Raw genomic sequence first — 15076 nt, 5'->3', positions numbered from 1 at the left:
ATAATACTCTGTTCCAGATGGTTCAGGGCGAGAGGAGAAAACGAATATGAAACAAGGAATTCATCCAGACTACAAAGAAGCAACAGTAACTTGCTCTTGTGGTAACACTTTCAAAACTGGTTCAGTTAAAGAAAACATCGTTGTCGAGTTCTGCAACGAATGTCACCCATTCTATACTGGCCGTCAAAAATTCGCGTCTGCTGATGGTCGCGTGGATCGTTTCAACAAAAAATACGGTCTTAAAAACTAATGTTAGTTTAATACCTGCCAAGCATGTGCTTGGCAGGTATTTTTTTCAGTATATAAAAAGTGCATGCGTTCATTGCGTCCCGACGCATTTGTATCTTTCACAACGTTGCACGTAACGTTCAATATAAAACAAAGACCGGATTTTGAAATGTGCTTAAGCTAGCGCAAATCCATTCGATACTGACAGTAGGTTCGGTATAAAAGATTAACACTATGGTGCAAGCTTTTAAGCTAATTGCTAAAATAATTCCTTTCAAAATCCATAATTGCAAATAGAGAGGGAGAAGATACAATGGCACAGCTATACTATAAACATGGCGCGATGAATAGTGGCAAATCAATTGAAATTTTAAAAGTTGCACATAACTATGAAGAACAGCAAAAGCCTGTCATGATGTTTACATCTGGGCTTGATACGCGAGATGAGGTAGGTTTTGTTTCAAGTCGAGTAGGATTACGACAAGAAGCCATTCCAATTTATGAGGATACGAATATTTTTGAACTTGTAAAAAACAATGTTGTAAAACCATACTGTGTTCTTGTAGATGAAGTGCAGTTTTTAAAAAAGGCACATGTGCTACAATTAGCTAATATTGTCGACCAACTAGACATCCCTGTCATGGGCTTTGGCCTGAAGAATGATTTCCAAAATGAATTATTTGAAGGTAGTCAGTACATGCTTACATATGCAGATAAAATTGAAGAAATGAAAACGATTTGCTGGTTCTGTCATAAAAAAGCAACAATGAATTTGCGTGTCGATGAAAATGGCAAACCTGTGTATACAGGCGATCAAATAAAAATCGGCGGTAATGATTCTTACTATCCTGTTTGCCGTAAATGCCACGCACATCCACCACTTTGAATTAGCTTTAATCGGAAGCGGGCTTGATGATATTAAGCAGTCGACCGAAGAAAATGTAGCATACATGCGGAATTTTCCTTATACTAAGTAGTGGAAATAATGCATGACTATTACGCCTAAACAAATCCTTAGTCAGACTCTATTGTAGGCGGAATGATTAATGAATAGAGTAAAAAATACGTCTCGCTATCTTTAATGGAGGCGGACTCCTACTGGATATAGATAAATGAACTAAATAGAGGTGAAGCCCATGTTTGATAGACTACAAGCAGTAGAAGATCGTTATGAAAGGCTAAATGAGCTTTTAAGTGATCCGGATATTGTAAACGACAGTAAAAAATTACGTGAATATTCAAAGGAACAATCGGATATTCAGGAAACAGTTGATGCTTATCGTGAATATAAAAGCGTGAAAGAGCAACTAGTTGATACACGTGAAATGTTAGATAACGAAAAAGATCCTGACATGCACGAGATGGTAAAGGAAGAATTCAACTCGTTAAAAGCACAGCAAGAGGAGTTGGAAGAACGTCTACGCGTTTTATTAATTCCAAAAGACCCGAATGATAATAAAAACGTAATTATGGAGATTCGTGGAGCAGCCGGCGGTGATGAGGCGAATATTTTCGCAGGAGATTTATTCCGTATGTATTCTCGTTATGCTGAGACACAGGGCTGGAAAATCGACATTATGGAAGCAACGCCAAACCCAATGGGCGGCTATAAAGAAGTAATTTTTATGATTAACGGGCAAGGCGCGTATTCAAAGTTCAAATTTGAAAACGGTGCGCACCGCGTACAACGTGTACCAGCAACAGAATCACAAGGACGTATTCATACTTCAACAGCGACAGTTGCATGCTTACCTGAAGTTGAAGAGGTAGATGTTGAAATCCATGAAAAAGATATCCGTGTAGATACTTTTGCGTCATCAGGTGCAGGTGGGCAATCGGTAAATACAACGATGTCTGCTGTACGTATGACCCACTTACCAACAGGTGTAGTTGTATCGATGCAGGATGAACGTTCACAAATTAAAAACCGTGAAAAAGCGATGAAAATTCTTCGTGCGCGTGTAGCTGATAAGTATTTGCAGGAAGCGCAAAAAGAAATTGACGCAACACGTAAATCAGCAGTAGGCTCAGGCGACCGCTCAGAGCGTATTCGCACATACAATTATCCACAAAACCGCGTTACAGACCATCGTATTGGCTTAACGATTCAAAAGCTTGATCAAATCGTCGAAGGAAGACTGGACGAAATCATTGATACACTTATCTTAGAAGAGCAAGCATCTAAGTTAGAGAGACTGAATGATGACCTATAAAAATGTGATGGAGGCCCTTGATTGGGCTTCTTCTTTTTTAGTGGATAATGGACGTGAAGAAACCGCGGGTCGTATTGTGATGCAACATATACTGGGCACAACGTATTCTGGTGTGATGCTACACTTACAAGATTCGTTAACAGCTGAGCAAAGTGAACAGTTTAAAAATCTGATTGAAGAGCATGCTAGTGGGCGACCTGTACAGTATTGTATCGGCAGTGAAGAATTTTATGGACGTACATTTATTGTGGATGAATCGGTGCTAATTCCAAGACCTGAAACAGAGGAATTAGTGCTAGCAACAAGCAATCGCATTGAACAATTATTTAATAAGAAAACATTAAAGCTAGCAGATATAGGGACAGGTAGTGGCGCTATTGCTATTTCTATGAAGTTAGAATGTCCTGAGCTAACAGTAGTGGCAACAGATTTATCTGCAGCAGCATTATCCACTGCACAAAAAAATGCACAAATACTTGAGGCAGATATTGATTTTCGTCTGGGCGATTTAACAGCACCCCTCGTTGGGGAAAAGTTTGATATTGTTTTATCTAATCCTCCGTATATTGCAATTGAAGAAGCGAAGGACATGTCTAGCATCGTACTGGAGCATGAGCCGCATAGTGCTCTTTTTGCAGAAGAGGATGGGCTTATTTTATATCGCAAATTAGCACAACAGCTCCCAGCACTGATGAATAAGCCCGCTTTGATCGGTCTTGAAATTGGTTATACACAAGGTGAGCAAGTAGCGAAATTTTTTAAAGAAAGTTTTCCACAAGCTACTGTTACCGTTGAAAAAGATATTAATGGAAAACCTCGAATGGTTTTTTGTGAAATTGATGTATAAAGATTCTCCTTCTTGACAACAATGTTGAGCAAGGAGGGATTTTTATGTTAAACGAATACAAGATTGTTAGATTTCCAAAACTAAATATTGTGCTAGCTTTTGCTAGACTAGTAATTATGGCGATAGCTTTACAACTATGTATTTTATATATTCCATCATTAATAGGTTCTGCAAAGGAAGCTACGAATAATGAACAAGAAAACGATTTTCGTATAAGAGTTATAGCTAATAGTAACACAACAGATGATCAGTTAGAAAAAGAGCAACTTGTGAAAGATTTAAAACCTTATTTAATACAAGTAGGTTCATCTACAAATGTGGATAATGATAATTTTGTTACATTAAAAGAGAGTATTGAAGCAGAATTAAAAGAAAATTATCCACAATTACGTACACAAGTGTTACTTGGGGATAACTTATTTCCACCGAAGAGACAAGATGCGATGTTTTATCCACAAAATATGTACCATTCGATTGTTGTGAAAATTGGCGATGCACGTGGTGATAACTGGTGGTGTAGCATTTTCCCGTCTATTTGTGAACCGGAAAAAGAGGAAGAAAAGGCAGAAGAAAAAGAACAAGTAACATTCTTTATTTGGGAATGGATAAAAGGATTTTTTGAGTAATTGTGCACAAATTCAGATAACTTATACACAATTATTGATAAGTTATAAACAAAATGTGGATAATTCAGAAAAAAACAACGATTGAAAGAAGGTTTATCATATGGAAACCGTGTGTAAGATTGTGGATAGTAATGTGAATAGTCAAATAACTTATGCACAAGCTGTGGATATCTTGAATGCTGGAGAGGTTGTGGCATTTCCAACAGAAACGGTTTACGGTTTAGGTGCAGTGGCTACAAATGATGATGCAGTCGGAAAGATATTTAAGGCAAAAGGGCGTCCTTCAGATAATCCACTTATTGTCCACATAGGAACGAAAGAGGAAGTTTATCTTTATATAGAACATATTTCTGAGCTAGCAAAGAAATGTATGGATGCATTTTGGCCAGGTCCTCTTACACTCGTTATGCCAGTAAAGCCAAATGTTCTGGCACAAAGTGTGACAGCTGGATTAAAGACTGTCGGAATTCGTATGCCGGATCATCCGGTCGCGCTAGCATTATTACAGCAAATTCAAAAACCACTTGCTGCTCCAAGTGCGAATCGTAGCGGGAAACCAAGCCCAACAGAAGCGATTCATGTAAAAGATGATTTAGAAGGGTACATACCGTATATTTTAGATGGAGGTTCTACAGGTATTGGCTTTGAATCGACTGTGCTAGATGTGACGCATGAACCACCAGTTATATTACGTCCAGGTGGCATTACAAAGGAAATGTTAGAGTCCGTAATAGGTCCAGTTATTCAACCGAATAAAATAGAGCAGGCAATGGAAGAGACACCAAAAGCGCCAGGCATGAAGTATACACATTATGCGCCGAATGCACCCGTATACTTAATCGATTGTGATGAAGAAAAAGTACAGCAAGCTATACAACAACTTCACGCGCAGCATCATAAAGTAGCACTTCTAGCACCAGGGAGCTTTAAACATCTTCAAGCAAATTATTACTTTTCAATTGGCGAAGCGGGAAGTAAAGAAGAGATGGGCGCAGCACTCTATCATGCGTTGCGAGCTTGTGATAAAACAGAAGCGACTGTTATTTTAGTGACGACGACATCTACTGAAGGTGTAGGCGCGGCTATTATGAACAGACTAGAAAAAGCTGCTGGTGGCAAATGGTTTTCACTATAATATTGTGAGGCGTACGTCGGCATACTACTAGCGATTCGTTAAGGTTTCGTGGCGCAACACGCGTTTCTCCTGGCGATTCTCCCAATTTTATTGGCGATTAGATGTTCTCTCTATTAGCGATTCTATAAGACAACCTATAAAAAGGGCTGTCCCAAATGTCATTGAAATGACTTTTGGTGGCAGCCCTCTTTTCATATTAAAAAAAACCACAAAAAGTATATTTAAGAAGTAACATCATCTGAATGTATTCAAGCCATAGCGGATTTTACTACTCCCAATAATTTTACATAGTAGAGTTCCAGTATTGATATTAAATGCTCATTAGCTTGTGTCCAGTAGTCATCTTTTGACAAATGCTTTGTGTCTACTCAACAAGTGTCTTTCCGAAATAAGAGAAATTTTTTCTATATGTTTGCCACCTCTAATCATTAACTTTCATCATTCAACCCCGACTTACACAACAACCACTATTCCTTTCTAGCTACAAAAGAAATTATTCCAATTATTAGTGTAATACAAGGTAATAGGAGCCATAATGAACTCCTTTCAAAGAAATCGGAAAATTCATTCACAAAAATCATGTTTTTTGAAATATACATAAACATAAAAAAAGAACTCACCAATAGAATGGCTTCTGAAACATTTATATTTTTTCTTTGTTTCAATATAAACCCTCCTTATCAAATTTTGACTTATTTAAAGAAAAAATTGATTTTTTTATTATTTTTTTGTGCGATAAAATAGTACATGAAGTAAAAAAATAAAATAGGAAAAGGGGTTTTGTAATGAAAAAAGTATTTTTTAAAGTATCTCTCTTACTTAGCTTCACTCTAGTCTTATTTATTTTTAGTTCACAAGACGTATCAGCTAATGCATTTAATCTTGAGCTAGTAAGTTCATCAAAAGTAGATTTTGAAAACTTATACATCAAGAAATCAGATGGATCGATAACTGCTTTTGATAATATTAAAGAGATGCGACTGCATTTAAATTATATCAATTCAAACGGCTATGCTCCAGAATTTACTACCTTAGCAAGATTAGGACATAGACTAATAGGAACTCAATATAAAATAAAAACAAAGTATTCTCGGGTTATTCAAAGTTCACACCTTTTTGGACAAAAGCTTCACTTTATACATTAACAAATAATCAATCAGAAAGCTTTGCTGCAACAACTAATACTGATTGGGGAAGCATTAATTTCTCTTTTTCTAAATCGTATGGTGTTTCTACAAACATACCAGCGGATTCAACAAAATATAGTAGATTAGCAGGTTACGCAGATTTAAAAATTGAAAGATACTATGTAAGTTTGCCTAACTTACATAGCGGTTATTACAAAACAGAAGTGAATGTTCAAAATATTTATATTGATCCAATATACCAATAACGCAAATATCACTTCTCGGGCTGTAGACCAAGTCAGTTTATTTATTAGCGACTATTTTAAACGCTATTGTTTTAGAACTTTCTAAACGACCGTTTCAATTATTATTACTGGCTCATACAAGTAACCAGTATCCGCCAGTTATCTTTATGGGGCTTATTAGATAGCCCTTTTTTTAATATGAACATTATTGATAATAATGTATTTCCAAGCATAAAATGATAAAATATTAGGAAGCGAAGGAGTGCATTCTTGCAGGGTATTCTTGCAGGTATTTTAACGTCTGTCGATGTCGTCGGTTTATTTATATTAATTCCAAATGTTAAATATCGTTTATTTTTGTCAATGTGGACAGCAACATTACATATGCTTTTTCCACTACTCGGATTTGAATTAGGAAATTACTTAGTGCGTTTTTTATCAGAATGGGGTCAATGGATTTCCTGTATTCTATTATTTAGCATTGGACTACATTTACTTTTGTCTTCCAATAAAAATGAGAAAATAACCATTTCACCTGTTTTATTAGCTGTGACTGCTAGCCTAGATACCTTTTCAGTAAGTGTTTCTTTTGGTATGCTTAACTTAGAAAAAACTATTTTTATTATTAGTGCTGGAATGAGTGCTTTTATTTGCGCATATGGGGCTTTAGTTATAGCACGTAGAAGTCAGGTTTTTTTTGGAAACAAAATTCAAATTATTGCAGGCATTGTTTTTATCATTATGAGTATTTTAGCGCTCCGAAAATAATAAGGAAGGTGATAAGTGTGAATATATTATTTGTTTGTACCGGAAATACTTGTCGCAGTCCAATGGCAGAGGTTATTTTAAAGCAGAAACAAATCAATAATGTTCAGGTTCGTTCTGCTGGTATTTATGCAATGCCGAACGCTGAAATGTCAGCACATGCGCAGCAAGTTTTAAATGAAGCGAATTTGCCACATCAACATTCAGCAACACAATTATCTTTGGCTGAAATAGAGTGGGCCGATTTAATTTTAACAATGACAACAGCGCACAGAGATACTATTATCGCTAACTATCCAAACACAGAAAAAAAAGTTTTTACACTGAAAGAATATGCGAACGAAGGAAGTTTAGAGAATGTTGTAGACCCTTACGGCGGAAATAAAGCTATTTATGAGGAAACATTTGCAGAACTAGAGAAATTAGTAGAACAGTTAGTTAAAATACTTGAGAAGAATTGAGGGGCACTATGAAAAAACAGTTTGGCTTACGACTTAAACTAGTATTATTTGTAAGTATTCTTGCACTGATCACATATAGTATCAGCTTTGTATTCATTGAATTTATACAACCTACTTTTTTCCCGGAAATTAATCGTAAGCTATTTGAAGTGATTACTTACTTATTAGGGATTACATGGTCAGGTATTTTAGCAGCAATTTTCAGTGTTATTTTAATCAAGCCGTTACAGCGCCTTGAATACTCTGCTACACGCGTTGCAGAAGGGAAAATTGGAGAGGATGTAGTGATGCCAAAAACGAATGATGAAATTCGTTCAGTGGCAGTAGCATTCCAACAAATGGTGTTAAATTTACGCCACATGGTAGAAAGCATCGATCAAAACTTTCAACAAACAAATCAATCAATTATCAAGTTATCCGATGAAACCGCTGTTGCGACAAAGAAAGCAGACGGTATTGCGGTGACGGTAAAACATATTTCGGCAGGAGCAGAAGCGTCAGCTATAGCAGTACAAGATACAGCAGAGGCGATTGAAGATGTGCGCACATTAGCAACAGAAGTGAATACTAGAGCGGAACAGTCTGCAATACAATCGAAAGATATTTTACATAATTTAACTAATACAACAAAAGCGATTGAAACGTTAGTCAACAGCATTCAACAAATTGCAGCTGGCAACAACGAAGCACTAGAAAGTATTCGTACATTAGAAGACAATGCTGGACAAGTTGAGCGTATCATTAGTTTAGTAGGCGATATTGCGGCACAAACAAATTTACTAGCATTAAATGCATCTATAGAGGCTGCCCGTGCAGGAGAACATGGTAAAGGCTTTGCGGTTGTGGCAGAAGAGGTTCGTGGCTTGGCCGATGAAAGTGCAAAAGCTGTACAAGGAATTACGTCTCTTATTCAATCAATGCAGCATAATGTTGAAGTTGTTGTGAAACAAATGAATCAACAAGTGGCGTTTGCGACTAAAGAGGCAGCGCGTGTTTCTGAAACGACGACTGCGGTTGAAGGGATGTCATCAAGTGTCCATGAAATGGCAACCGCGATCGTAGAAATTTCTTCATTAATTGAAAAACAAATGCACAATATTGAAACAACTGCTCGACAATCACAAGAAGTGGCAGCAATTGCTCAAGAAACATCAGCTGGTGCACAAGAAGTGAGCAGTGCAACAGAAGAGCAAGCACATGCAATTGAACAGGTAGAACAACTTGCACAAGACTTGAAAAAACAATCCGAAGCGTTGCATAAAATGATTTTACAATTTGATAGAGAAGCATAGTAAGAAAAAGCATTCAAATTAATACATGTAAATGACAGACTGTGGACAGGCTCAAAAAAAGAGCTTGTCCACAGTTTTTTCTATTGATTGACCAAATGCTTGTTGATTGGAAGCTTAAACGTTATTAACAGGTACAAATGAAAAAATATTGAAATAGTATGTCCACTGTAGTTGAAAAGATAGAAAAACTTCAGAAGAGGGAATATTACAACAAAAGACCATTATCCGAATTTATTAACAGGATATTCACATTATCCACAGAAAAATGACTTAAAAATGAACGTTTTTCAATCGAATTACAATAAATGTTCGTCTTTTAGGAGAAATCAGCATAAAATTGCAACAAAAATCATGTTATTCTTGAAAGAGAAGTGGTAAACTAATGTTGACTATAATTCGAAATGAGGGAACCCAGTGAGAATAGCAATTTCTTCTGATCACGGAGGCAATAATTTACGTCGTGAGATTATGCAACTGTTAGATGAGCTTAATATTAGCTACGAAGATTTTGGTCCACAATCTGCGGATTCAGTAGACTATCCTGATTATGCAAAACCAGTTTCTGAAGGTGTTGCTAACGGGGAATTTGATAAAGGCATTTTAATTTGTGGCACAGGGATTGGCATGTCCATCGCTGCGAACAAAGTAAAAGGCATTCGTTGTGCATTAGTGCATGATGTATTTAGTGCAAAGGCAACACGTTGCCATAATGATTCAAATATTTTAGCGATGGGTGAGCGCGTAATTGGTCCAGGCCTTGCACGTGAAATCGCGCAAACATGGCTTGAAACTGGTTTTGAAGGTGGGCGTCATACACGTCGCGTAGAAAAAATCGCTGAATTAGAACAGTAATATAAGAATGTCTTCAGCCGTTAACGCAAAAACAAATAGGTGGTGACAGTCTTGCACTGTCACTTTTACCTTAACTTGACGCCTAACGTAAATAGAAGACATCAAAAAAAGGGGCTGAGCTTAATGGTTGTGCAACAAATACAAACGCAATTGACTCAGTTACTCAGTGAATTCGAAGAGCAGGTAGTACTGCGACCAAAGACTATTTTTGTCGTAGGCTGCTCTACGTCTGAAGTGATTGGTCAGAAAATTGGCACAGCAGGTGCACTTGAAACAGCAGAAGCAATTTTTGAGCCATTGCAGGCATTTGCTAAGAAACATCAATTATATTTAGCATTCCAAGGCTGTGAGCATATAAATCGAGCTATCACGATGGAAGCTTCAGTTGCAGAACATTGGGGCTATGAACCTGTGGCCGTTATTCCTGTTCGCACTGCGGGTGGGTCGATGTCAGCTTATGCTTATACAAAATTGGAAAGCCCGGTAGTTGTAGAGGCAATACGTGCACATGCAGGTATTGATATAGGCCAAACTTTAATTGGTATGCATTTAAAGGAAGTAGCTGTTCCAGTTCGTACATCAGTGCGATCAGTAGGAGAAGCGGTTGTCACAGTAGCAACAACACGTCCAAAACTAATTGGTGGCGAACGTGCTGTATATAAATAACACTACTTCTGTTGTCAGAGGTACATGTAAATAACGATTATACTTAGGAGGCTTTTTCAAACATGGCATACGAAAAATTAGCAGTACAAGACAAAGCAGTATTAGATGGGATTTTAGCTGAGAAAAAACGTCAACAAGCGAATATCGAGTTAATTGCATCTGAAAACTTTGTATCTGAAGCAGTAATGGAAGCACAAGGTTCAGTTCTTACTAACAAATATGCTGAAGGTTATCCTGGAAAACGTTACTATGGTGGCTGTGAACACGTAGACGTAGTAGAAGATATTGCACGTGATCGTGTGAAAGAACTTTTCGGTGCAGAATATGCTAACGTACAACCGCACTCTGGTGCACAAGCAAACATGGCTGTATACCATACAATTTTACAACCAGGAGACACAGTTCTAGGAATGAACCTTTCTCATGGTGGTCACTTAACGCATGGTTCTCCTGTAAACTTCTCAGGTATCCTTTATAATTTCGTAGAGTACGGGGTAACAGAAGATACACATGTAATCGATTATGAAGATGTTCGTCAAAAAGCATTAGCACACAAACCGAAACTAATTGTAGCTGGTGCATCTGCATACCCACGTGAAATCGACTTCTCTAAATTCCGTGAAATCGCAGACGAAGTAGGAGCTTACTTTATGGTTGATATGGCGCACATTGCTGGGCTAGTAGCTGCTGGGGAGCATCAATCACCAGTTCCTTACGCTGATTTTGTTACATCTACAACACATAAAACGTTACGTGGACCACGTGGTGGTTTAATTCTTGCGTCGAAAGAATGGGAGCAAAAATTAAATAAATCTGTCTTCCCAGGTATCCAAGGTGGACCATTAATGCATGTTATCGCTGCAAAAGCTGTAGCATTTGGCGAAGCTTTACAACCTGATTTCAAAGACTACGCAAAACAAATTAAAGCAAATGCACGCGCTTTAGCTGAAGTGTTAATCGAAGAAGGTGTAGAAATCGTATCTAATGGTACGGATAATCACTTATTACTTCTAAACGTAAAATCTCTTGGCTTAACTGGTAAAGTAGCAGAGCACGCACTGGATGAAGTAGGAATTACAACTAACAAAAACACAATTCCATACGATACAGAATCTCCATTTGTTACTTCTGGTATTCGTATTGGTACACCTGCAGTTACATCACGTGGCTTTAAAGAAGAAGACATGAAAGAAGTAGGCGCTATTATCGCAGCTGTACTTAAAAACCCAGAAGATGAAGCGGTAAAAGCTGATGCAAAAGATCGTGTTAAAGTTTTAACTGATAAACATCCATTATATGCATAATTAGTATTGTTTAATTATAGGCTGTGTCTTAAGTGTGTTGTTCACTTTAGGCACAGCTTTTAGTTTGTTTAAGTTGATTTAGCAAAATTCTTCTTCTATAGAATGCGTTGAAATTAAGTGAAAGGTCCGACGGCTGATTTTTCTAGCAAATACGCAAAAAACACTGAAGTGTAATTGATAGATTAAACTGTAAAACTATATTTTTTGCTAGCATAAAAATAAATTAATCTTATTTTTGGATTTTTTTACATAAATATAGAATAAAAGGTTATATTATATTGAATAAGGACATTGGATGTCCCATAGAAGGAATGTTTTTTTATAAAAGTGACAATTTATTGAATTTTTATGTACAATATAAAGGGGTAGAATTGATGGATATAGACGGGAGGGGTTGGATGGTTACTAAATCTATGGACGTACAAAAAAATATTTTATTAACTACGATTCGTAACTTAGGTGAACAATCTAAAGAAAGCTATGTTATTTTGGATGCTAAAACTAATTTCATAGTAGAATGTAATAATTCTTTTTGCATACTAACAAATGCAATACGTTCACAGATTCTAGAAACAGATTATTTTGCGATGCTTTCAAGTGGGTTTCAAACGACAATGCTTGAAAAAATAAAAGAGAACATACATAGTGGAGCAATGGTGACGGAAAAGCTGCACCATAATCGCTTCGAACAACCACCATTTTGGGCAGAAATGCAAACCCTTCCTTTTCAAAATAATGATAATGAAACATTATTTGTGTTAATGATCGTGAAGGATATTACGTATTATCATACTGAAGATTTTATAGCGGAATTAGAGAAAACCGTTTATGAGGCAATAGAAAAGGACTATCCATTTTATAAAAAAATGGACACTATTTGTAGCAGAATAAATCATTTTTTCATGCCACATGTATTTAGCTCGGTTCTTATCAAAATAGATTCAAATCATTTGCAAGTTTTTACTTCTAACAGTGTTCGCCAACATGTCCCTCAGCTTTTCGAGATGAATGACTTCTATAGAAAAGTGATGCAACAGGAAACACCAATGATCGTAGATAAACTAGAAGAGGTTGCTATTCCAATAGAGTTTAAAAGTTTTGCTAATCTAACTAATAATCACTCGGGATGGTTTGTACCTATTCGCAATCAAAAGCAACAAGCAATCGGATTTTTTGCAATATTTTCTCAATATCCTCGTGAAAGTTTGTTTTTTAACAATGTGTTTCAAAAAATAGGTGCACTTGTTGCACTAGCATATTCGTATGCGAAAACACAGAAAAAAATATGGGATTTAGCTTATAAGGATATTACGACTGGCTTGCCAAATAGACATAGCTTTTTAAATAGGATAGAAAAGGAAGAACAACGAGGGCGAATAGGCTTTATTAAAATAATAAAACCAAGTGAATTTCATCAAGTTGTTGAATTATATGGCCGAGAAGCGGGCGATGAATTATTAAGACAAATTGCTAGACGTCTTCAAGAACATAAGAATGATTTGAATGAGCATATTGCTAGATTCACAAGTTCTAGTCTTATTATTTCACAAGTGACACCCAATGAAGAGTTAAACGATTATGAGCTTCGCATAAAAGAATTAACACGCCAACCATTTATTATAAATGGTAAACATATTTATATTACATTAAAGACAGGCATCTCTTCCTTCGATAAGGATATTAAAATTGCAGATGCAATCAGATTTGCAGATAATGCATTATCTTATGCCGCCAACAAACCAGGAACGCATATGGAGATATTTACGAAGGAACGCAATGATTTACTAGAGCAACAGATGACTGTTTTAAATCATTTATCACAAGCACTTAAAAATAAAGAGATTTCTGTGAATCTACAACCAAAAGTAGATTTACGAACGGGAGAAATTCAAAGTATCGAAGCGCTAGCTCGTTGGCATTCACCAGTTCTCGGCTTTGTCTCACCAGCTATGTTTATACCAGTTGCCGAAAATGCAGGAAAGGTTCGTGAAATAGACATACAAATTTTAGAAATTGTTCTCGCTTGGCTAGCGGAGCGTCAACAATTGGGGAAGAAGTTAGTGAAGGTTGCCGTAAATATATCGCCTGATCACTTTTACTATCCTCATTTTGTTAAGGATATCAGGCAATTAGTTGAAAAATATATGATTAATCCAAGTAATATTATTTTAGAGGTAACAGAAAATATCGGCTTAGTAGATTTTCAAACCGCATTCGCCATTATTCAAGAGTTAAAGAGCTATGGCTTTAAAACATCAGTGGATGATTTTGGAACAGGATTTTCTTCGCTTAGTTATTTACAAAGATTACCGTTCACCGAGTTGAAAATTGATCGTAGCTTTATAAATGATATACATGATGCAGCAACTTTAGCAATTGTCCGTTCAATCATTCAGCTTGCATTAAATTTAGGTATGACATCTGTTGCAGAGGGAATCGAAAATGAGGAACAGGTAGAGATATTACGTGCGCTTGGTTGTAAGGTCGGACAAGGTTACTTCTATTATAAACCGATGGCGATTGAGCAACTTGATTCTATACTTGACGTATAATTTGCTTCTACATGTAGCAAACACTCTGGAAAAGGGAATAACTCGAATTTATTTTTGAGACAACTCCTGTTTTCTGTTATACTAGTTGAGATAAAAATGAAATCCGAACGGTTAGGAGAGAACCCCTTTGAGCAAAGTATACGTATTTGATCATCCACTAATCCAACACAAGTTAACTTATATTCGTGATAAAAATACAGGAACTAAAGAATTTCGTGAGCTAGTTGATGAGGTTGCAACATTAATGGCATTCGAAATTACGCGAGAAATGCCTGTAGAAGAAATTGAAATTGAAACACCAGTAACAATCGCGAAAACAAAAGTTCTTTCTGGGAAAAAACTTGCAATTGTACCGATTTTACGCGCAGGCATCGGCATGGTTGACGGCGTATTAAAACTAATTCCAGCTGCGAAAGTTGGTCATATTGGTCTTTACCGTGACCCTGAAACATTAAAACCTGTTGAGTATTATGCAAAACTTCCAGCAGATGTGGAAGAACGTGATTTCATTATTGTAGACCCAATGCTTGCTACGGGTGGTTCAGCAGTGGAAGCTATCAATTCACTGAAAAAACGCGGTGCGAAAAGCATTAAATTTATGTGTTTAATTGCTGCGCCTGAAGGTGTTAAAGTAATTCAAGATGAACATCCAGATGTGGACATCTATATTGCAGCACTTGACGAAAAGTTAAATGACCATGGTTACATTGTTCCAGGTCTAGGTGATGCTGGAGACCGTTTATTCGGTACGAAATAACAAGTG

General features: G+C 36.7%; 15 protein-coding genes. All 15 read left to right on the top strand.

Going from position 1 to position 15076, the window contains the following annotated elements:
- The first annotated feature begins 46 nt into the window (after positions 1 to 46).
- The 15 genes from rpmE to upp all read left to right on the top strand — a co-directional run bounded on the left by rpmE (position 47) and on the right by upp (position 15070).
- On the top strand, positions 47 to 250 hold the full coding sequence (gene rpmE / locus ACIP9C_RS11700) for a 50S ribosomal protein L31 (protein WP_004269457.1): 204 nt from the start codon (positions 47 to 49) through the stop codon (positions 248 to 250).
- Positions 251 to 541: 291 nt separating this feature from the next.
- Complete coding sequence (locus ACIP9C_RS11695) at positions 542 to 1114, top strand: thymidine kinase (RefSeq protein WP_401010767.1); 573 nt, start codon at positions 542 to 544, stop codon at positions 1112 to 1114.
- A 250-nt stretch (positions 1115 to 1364) separates the two neighbouring features.
- Positions 1365 to 2441, top strand: a complete 1077-nt coding sequence (prfA, locus tag ACIP9C_RS11690) for a peptide chain release factor 1 (RefSeq protein ID WP_340820992.1) — start codon at positions 1365 to 1367, stop codon at positions 2439 to 2441.
- Entirely contained in the window at positions 2428 to 3288 is an 861-nt protein-coding gene (gene prmC, locus ACIP9C_RS11685) for a peptide chain release factor N(5)-glutamine methyltransferase (RefSeq protein WP_401010764.1), read from the top strand. The genes prfA and prmC overlap by 14 nt, the downstream gene beginning before the upstream one ends.
- A gap of 44 nt (positions 3289 to 3332) precedes the next feature.
- The gene (locus ACIP9C_RS11680) at positions 3333 to 3914 is read left to right on the top strand and encodes a stage II sporulation protein R (RefSeq protein WP_401010762.1); all 582 of its coding nucleotides are present in this window, start codon (positions 3333 to 3335) and stop codon (positions 3912 to 3914) included.
- A 100-nt stretch (positions 3915 to 4014) separates the two neighbouring features.
- A complete protein-coding gene (locus ACIP9C_RS11675; RefSeq protein WP_401010760.1) occupies positions 4015 to 5049 on the top strand; it encodes an L-threonylcarbamoyladenylate synthase in 1035 nt (344 codons plus the stop codon).
- A gap of 785 nt (positions 5050 to 5834) precedes the next feature.
- Positions 5835 to 6194 (top strand): hypothetical protein, encoded by a 360-nt coding sequence (locus tag ACIP9C_RS11670; RefSeq protein WP_401010758.1) that lies wholly within the window; start codon positions 5835 to 5837, stop codon positions 6192 to 6194.
- A gap of 497 nt (positions 6195 to 6691) precedes the next feature.
- Complete coding sequence (locus tag ACIP9C_RS11665) at positions 6692 to 7189, top strand: manganese efflux pump MntP (RefSeq protein WP_401010756.1); 498 nt, start codon at positions 6692 to 6694, stop codon at positions 7187 to 7189.
- A gap of 17 nt (positions 7190 to 7206) precedes the next feature.
- Complete coding sequence (locus ACIP9C_RS11660; protein ID WP_401010754.1) at positions 7207 to 7647, top strand: low molecular weight protein arginine phosphatase; 441 nt, start codon at positions 7207 to 7209, stop codon at positions 7645 to 7647.
- Positions 7648 to 7655: 8 nt separating this feature from the next.
- Complete coding sequence (locus ACIP9C_RS11655) at positions 7656 to 8939, top strand: methyl-accepting chemotaxis protein (RefSeq protein WP_401010752.1); 1284 nt, start codon at positions 7656 to 7658, stop codon at positions 8937 to 8939.
- A gap of 414 nt (positions 8940 to 9353) precedes the next feature.
- Positions 9354 to 9791 carry a ribose 5-phosphate isomerase B gene (rpiB, locus tag ACIP9C_RS11650; protein WP_401010750.1) on the top strand — a complete coding sequence of 146 codons (438 nt, stop codon included), beginning with the start codon at positions 9354 to 9356 and terminating at the stop codon, positions 9789 to 9791.
- A gap of 123 nt (positions 9792 to 9914) precedes the next feature.
- Positions 9915 to 10457 (top strand): TIGR01440 family protein, encoded by a 543-nt coding sequence (locus ACIP9C_RS11645; RefSeq protein WP_401010748.1) that lies wholly within the window; start codon positions 9915 to 9917, stop codon positions 10455 to 10457.
- Positions 10458 to 10519: 62 nt separating this feature from the next.
- On the top strand, positions 10520 to 11761 hold the full coding sequence (gene glyA, locus ACIP9C_RS11640) for a serine hydroxymethyltransferase (protein WP_401010746.1): 1242 nt from the start codon (positions 10520 to 10522) through the stop codon (positions 11759 to 11761).
- Between the two features lie 398 nt (positions 11762 to 12159).
- Positions 12160 to 14313, top strand: coding sequence for an EAL domain-containing protein (locus ACIP9C_RS11635; RefSeq protein WP_401010744.1), 2154 nt, complete (start codon positions 12160 to 12162; stop codon positions 14311 to 14313).
- Between the two features lie 127 nt (positions 14314 to 14440).
- The gene (upp, locus tag ACIP9C_RS11630) at positions 14441 to 15070 is read left to right on the top strand and encodes a uracil phosphoribosyltransferase (protein ID WP_173478609.1); all 630 of its coding nucleotides are present in this window, start codon (positions 14441 to 14443) and stop codon (positions 15068 to 15070) included.
- The last annotated feature ends 6 nt before the right edge of the window (positions 15071 to 15076 follow it).

Source organism: Lysinibacillus sp. NPDC093210 (assembly GCF_044753985.1).
GTDB lineage: Bacteria > Bacillota > Bacilli > Bacillales_A > Planococcaceae > Lysinibacillus.
Note: the sequence above shows the minus strand (reverse complement) of the source record. Positions and strands in the feature narration are given on the sequence as shown.